Genomic DNA, 5,125 nt, shown 5'->3' on the forward strand with positions numbered 1-5,125 from the left:
TTCAATGCTTCATAGGTGTAATCGTCTGCGTCAGCCCCCAGAAAGTGCCGCAGGCAGAAGCGGATTCGCTCTGTCCCGTCCCACACAAGGGAACTTAAATAATCCCGGATGGGGTGGTACTTGTTTTCATTCGCCACAATCCCGATGGCGTTATCAATCTTTTTCTCATTGGTAAGCCCGTAGGTTTCTTCCAGATAGAGAAGCAGATACTTCATATCTGTATCGTTCAGGGCGGTGCTTTCCCTGTGGAAGCCGATGGGCTTTATGATGTCCTTGCGGTCAGTCAGGATGTTGTATGCGATAGCCCCGGAAAGCAGCGGGTCACGCTGGAATACAGTCAGGCAGTTCCGTATGCTCTGACGGACACCGCCTTTCTCGGTAGTTTCCAGCCCCTCCTTGATTTCCTCAATGCTCTGGGGTGGCTGCATGGCGTTCATGGTGTTTTTTAGTTCTTGCTGCGTCTGCGGCGGCAAGCTCTGCCATTCGCTGTTCAAGCTGTATCACATCCTTTCCGTAGTCCGTAATCAAAGCCGCTTTTTCCTCTGTTTCCCCGAACAGCAGCACATCCAGCAGATACTCCACTTGGTCTTGCTTCTGTAAGGCTTCTATAAACCGGGGATGAAAGGCTTCCTCCGGGGAGTGTGGGGCGTAGTCCGTTCTCCATGCCCGAAGCAGATGGAGATAATCGGCAAGAATACGGAAGCAGCGGTTCTTTGCTTCCTGAAACTGTTCCTCCGGGGATTTCTGCCGGGGCTTTGGCTTTTTTTCCTTTCCCGGCGGTTTCCAGTCCTCATAGGAAAGCCCGAAGTCCTGTGCCAGCTGTACGGCGGCTTCTTTCTTTCCCAGCCCATACAGGGCGGCGGCAAAATCAATCACATCCCCATCCGCACCGCAGCCGAAGCAGTGGTAACGCCGATCCAGCTTCATGCTTGGGGTTTTATCGTTATGGAACGGGCAGCAAGCCATCCCGTTCCGACCTACATGGATTCCATAATGCTCCGCAGCCTGTCTTGTTGTGACGGACTGCTTCACAGCTTCAAATACATTCAAATCTATCCCTCCTTGAAAAAAGAAAAGCACCTGACATTCTCTGATTGAAAATGGCAAGTGCCTGTTAAAGTTCCATATCCTGTTGTCTGTGTTTCGTCTGTTCCTGGGCAGTTCTTTGTGCTTTTTTCTCGTCTGCCTTATCCTGCAAGACTTCCTTGATGGGCTGCTTCTTGGGCGGCTCTTTGCTTTCCTCTGTGCCGGGGGTGGCTTTCTGTACCCAGTAGCGGATATCCCGCAGCTTCTTCAAATCCTCCTGCACCTCTGTCAGCGGTACTTTCAGCTCTGCGATTTCGCTGAGAAGTTTTTCCTGCTCCTGTTGCAGTTCCTTTTGGGTGCTGTCCTTATCGTCCGGGTGCTTGGCAAGGTAGGCGGCGGCTTTCGCATACCGGGCGACCTCCGGGTGTTCCTGTTTGAATTTCTCCTTTGTTTTCTTGAAAAATATCTTCTGGTACTTCTCATAGACAGGCTTACATTCCTTGCAGTCTGTCCGGCTGGCAAGAATCCCGTCAATCACTTTGCTGCGGGCTTCCTTTGGCTTCATCTGACTGCGGTAATCTGCGGCTGATTTCCCGGAAGATTCCAGAAATACTTCTAAGTCCTCCACAGTAGAAAGCCCCTTTTGACGGAGATAGGACAGGGCTTCGCTGACTGCCTTTAAGTCCTGTGAAGTCCCCCGGTTCTGTCCAGCCCTTGTCCAGTCCTTCCGTTCTTCCTTTCGTATCTCCATATACTTCATCAGCAGATTGGGAAGAAGTGTCGCTTCCTCCGCCGCCTTTTGTGCAAGCAGTTCTTTTCGTTTTTCTCCCAGCTCGGTAATCCAGCCTTTGAGGTTTTGGATAAGCTGCCGGATGGACTTCATCAGGCGGTTGGCGGCTCTGATTTCCCGGTTCAGGTTGCCGATATTCGTCTGAATACCTCGCTTTTCCATCTGCCGGACAGCCGCTCCCTCATGGACAGTAGGGATAATATCAAGCCCCTGTCTGGCATAGGAACGCAAGTCCACACGCTCCGGGCGGTCATTGGCTTCCAGATAGCGGTTCTGGATAACCTCCCATTCATGCCGCCAGATTTCGCAATACTTCTGGTCGTTCCAGTCCACCGTATCCTCCTTGTGGCTTTTCCATCTGCCTGATGGCAGCTTTATCCGTTCCCCATTCTCGTCAAGGTCATAAACCTTGCGGCTCTTGGGAAGCCATTTTCCATGTTCGTCCATTGCCCTCATAGTGAGCAAGACATGGGCGTGGGGATTGTGTCCCGGCGGATGGGGGTCATGGATGGCAAAATCAACAATCATGCCTTTGGAAACAAACTGCTGCTGGCAGAACTCCCGGACAAGGACAGCGTACTGGTCAGGCGGTATTTCTCTGGGAATGGTAAGCACCCACCGCCTTGCAAGCTGAGAGTTCCATTGCTTCTCCACCGCTTCGGCGGCGTTCCATAAGGTATTGCGGTCTGCATATTCCTGTGGGGCATTTGCCGGGAGCAGGATTTCATTGTGGACGATACCACGCTTTTCTGGGTAGTGCTTCACTTGCTGGTCGTATTCACAGAACAGCTTTTCGCCGCTCTGGTAGGCAGCGGCGGCAACCGCAGACTGCTGTTGGCTTCGCTGTACAATAGAAATTTCGTTGTGTGGACATGGCATTTTGTGTCCCTCCTTTCTATGCTTGGTGGATGGGGTGGAGTTTTACCACCTCATTTTTGGCAGAAAAAAAGCAGGAGATCTTTTTTAGATTTCCTGCTCGGTGTGCCGCTTTGTAGGTGGCGGGTATTTAGTTGTGAAAGTTCGGGACAAGTTGACCCGATGTATAAGAAATAATAAACCAGAAGTTTACAAGCTAAATTTGTTACAACAAAAATGTAAATACTCTTTAACCGATATTTCTTTGCTATTCAAAATTCCAATAACAACAAATATAACTTCTGCAACTGTAAGATAGCAGTCTTTCAAATCAAAAATAAAAAGGGTAGGTATCTGCAAAAAATCTAAACTTCCACCCCAAAACACCTTATCAATCAAGCTACATAAACATCCCGATATGCCACAAATCATTATCATTTTTACCCAAAAACTTGTATGTGCTCTTTTTGCCTGATATAGCATATATCCTGATAAAAAGAGGAACAAAACAAACACATTCAATAAAATGGTAACAAACGGACTTGATAATAATTCGAAGAAATTGCCAGCATAAGATAAACGAGTATTTAGTTCTGGATTAAATCTTAAAACTTTGGCTATTATATCAAATTCGTATTTCATAAATACTTTTGAAATTACTATTTTAACCATCTGGTCAATTAGAACCAATAATGCCACAGGTATAATAAACGGCTTAAACTTTTCCATCAGTAATACTTCCTCTCAAATTATTATTTTATTATTTCTTCTTTTTCGATTTAGGGGTAGGCAATTCTTCATACATAGCATTAAACAATCCTGTCAAAAACTCTTTATTATCAACTTCATCTACCAACAACATTTCTTTTGCTCCCTCGTAAGGTAACTCATACGAAACCGTTGGCATATAACTTATTGCTGATTTTACTGGTTTGACAAGTAATCTATCATCATAGATACCGCCTACAATCTTACCACAATAATAAATGACAAATTCGCCCATCATAGCTCGATAGGTAATTTCATTCAAGTCAGATAACTGACCTAAAATAAATTCTAAATATTCTTTGCTGGATGCCATAACTTTACCTCAATTTCTAAATTTATTACTGACTTCATTATACTTTATTGCTTATCGAAAAGATAGCATATTTTATGAAACTTGTCGGCTGGGAACAGCTTGCAACGCAAGGTGTCCCCAGATGGCAAGTCCACAAAAGGGTAGCTGGCGGCAGCCAGCGCAGGGGAAGCGTAGCGTCCCCTGTATGATTTGGAGCAGACCTTGACTGCGGAAAATCACAGCCCTCCGGCGAGGAGCCTTCGGAGAACGCAATGCACCAACCTCTGGGTGGTGTATAATTGCGCCCTTAGTAAACTAAGGGGTTTCCGGCTTCTCCCGTTCCAGCATTTTTTTCAATAGTTCCTGCGTGTCCTGCCTGTGAAAAATGAGTTTCAACAACAGCATGACATCATCATCTGTTAGGCGTTCCGGCTCTTGCAGAAAACTTTCCAGCATACCGCCACGAGTGCAGAGCCGGTGCGTCCGTTCCTTTCGGGTAAGCTGCTTTAACTGGTGCTGCAATGCCTTTTCATCATTGATGGCTTTCCGCAGTTTCTTTTCGCTTTTCTCCAGCTCCCGGTTGAGCTTTTCCAGCTTCGAGGTATCAGGCAAGGGCAGCGTCCTCCTTTCCCGGTATCAGCACATAAATCCTATTCGGTTCTCCCACGCCCTGACGCACCCGCATGATAAGTCCGGCGTTTTCCAGTTCATTCAGAGAACGCTTGACCGTCATGGGACTGCGGGACAGGACTGCGGCAATGGCTGTGACAGGGAAGCAGACAAACAGGATTCCGTTCTCGTCCTCCTGCTCTTTGGATAGCATAGCGTCCAGCATCCGGCAGTACATGACCTTTGCGGTGCTGCTGACTGGAAATCCTGTCAACGCTCTGGGAAATGGCATACAGGGCGGCAATGGTGTGTCTATCGTCATAAATTCAAAATTCATTCGGTGTGTTCCTCCTTTTTCTTTGATCGTTTGGATAAATAACGGGGGCAGTCAATCACAACCGCCCGGAAGCTCTGCTTGCACCCATGCTGGCATTTCCGGCATAATTCGTTGTAAGTGACACGCCCCCGGTCATTGAGGTAAAAGGAAAGCTCATGCTTCCTCTTTTTGCTCATTCTCGGCATATTGTATTTCCTCCCGTTTTAGTGTATGGTTTCGGGGCGATTTTCGGCAAAATTACGGTCATAGAGCCGATTAAAATCTCCCGAAGTATCAGCGATAGGGTAGACTATCCCCCTATCAGATTGTCGTGTTTCGGTATCATTTCGGTGTCAGTTCGCCAGTTCTCCCCGGTGTCGTTCCTCCCCTGAATCTCACAGCGGCGTATCGCTCCCTTTGGTACGCTCGTTTCGGTCAGGGTTCCTCCACATCCCTGCCAAAAGTCATG

Annotated in this window: 7 protein-coding genes and 1 pseudogene; all 8 read right to left on the reverse strand. The window is 47.6% G+C overall.

Features of this window, described 5'->3' with window-relative positions:
• Nucleotides 1-437, reverse strand: a pseudogene (locus DWX61_RS18170) (virulence-associated E family protein); the annotation flags it as partial.
• Nucleotides 406-1,050, reverse strand: coding sequence for a CHC2 zinc finger domain-containing protein (locus DWX61_RS18175; RefSeq protein WP_117534040.1), 645 nt, complete (start codon nucleotides 1,048-1,050; stop codon nucleotides 406-408). The pseudogene DWX61_RS18170 and the gene DWX61_RS18175, both read right to left, overlap by 32 nt.
• A gap of 64 nt (nucleotides 1,051-1,114) precedes the next feature.
• Entirely contained in the window at nucleotides 1,115-2,695 is a 1,581-nt protein-coding gene (mobQ, locus tag DWX61_RS18180; protein ID WP_118626641.1) for a MobQ family relaxase, read from the reverse strand.
• Nucleotides 2,696-2,881: 186 nt separating this feature from the next.
• The gene (locus tag DWX61_RS18185) at nucleotides 2,882-3,400 is read right to left on the reverse strand and encodes a signal peptidase II (protein ID WP_109258347.1); all 519 of its coding nucleotides are present in this window, start codon (nucleotides 3,398-3,400) and stop codon (nucleotides 2,882-2,884) included.
• 31 nt (nucleotides 3,401-3,431) lie between these two features.
• Entirely contained in the window at nucleotides 3,432-3,752 is a 321-nt protein-coding gene (locus DWX61_RS18190; RefSeq protein WP_109258346.1) for a TfoX/Sxy family protein, read from the reverse strand.
• A gap of 294 nt (nucleotides 3,753-4,046) precedes the next feature.
• Entirely contained in the window at nucleotides 4,047-4,343 is a 297-nt protein-coding gene (locus DWX61_RS18195) for a DUF3847 domain-containing protein (RefSeq protein ID WP_009296086.1), read from the reverse strand.
• Nucleotides 4,336-4,677 (reverse strand): replication initiator protein A, encoded by a 342-nt coding sequence (locus tag DWX61_RS18200; RefSeq protein ID WP_054328106.1) that lies wholly within the window; start codon nucleotides 4,675-4,677, stop codon nucleotides 4,336-4,338. The genes DWX61_RS18195 and DWX61_RS18200 overlap by 8 nt, the downstream gene beginning before the upstream one ends.
• Nucleotides 4,674-4,862 (reverse strand): hypothetical protein, encoded by a 189-nt coding sequence (locus DWX61_RS18205; protein WP_054328105.1) that lies wholly within the window; start codon nucleotides 4,860-4,862, stop codon nucleotides 4,674-4,676. The genes DWX61_RS18200 and DWX61_RS18205 overlap by 4 nt, the downstream gene beginning before the upstream one ends.
• Nucleotides 4,863-5,125: the final 263 nt, after the last annotated feature.

Source organism: Ruminococcus sp. AF20-12LB (genome assembly GCF_003478985.1).
Classification (GTDB): domain Bacteria; phylum Bacillota; class Clostridia; order Lachnospirales; family Lachnospiraceae; genus Blautia_A.

Excerpts from the sequence above, each read along its gene's own strand:
- mobQ (WP_118626641.1), bottom strand. The coding sequence starts at position 2,695 with ATGCCATGTCCACACAACGAAATTTCTATTGTACAGCGAAGCCAACAG.
- DWX61_RS18185 (WP_109258347.1), bottom strand. The coding sequence starts at position 3,400 with ATGGAAAAGTTTAAGCCGTTTATTATACCTGTGGCATTATTGGTTCTA.
- DWX61_RS18190 (WP_109258346.1), bottom strand. The coding sequence starts at position 3,752 with ATGGCATCCAGCAAAGAATATTTAGAATTTATTTTAGGTCAGTTATCT.
- DWX61_RS18200 (WP_054328106.1), bottom strand. The coding sequence starts at position 4,677 with ATGAATTTTGAATTTATGACGATAGACACACCATTGCCGCCCTGTATG.
- DWX61_RS18205 (WP_054328105.1), bottom strand. The coding sequence starts at position 4,862 with ATGCCGAGAATGAGCAAAAAGAGGAAGCATGAGCTTTCCTTTTACCTC.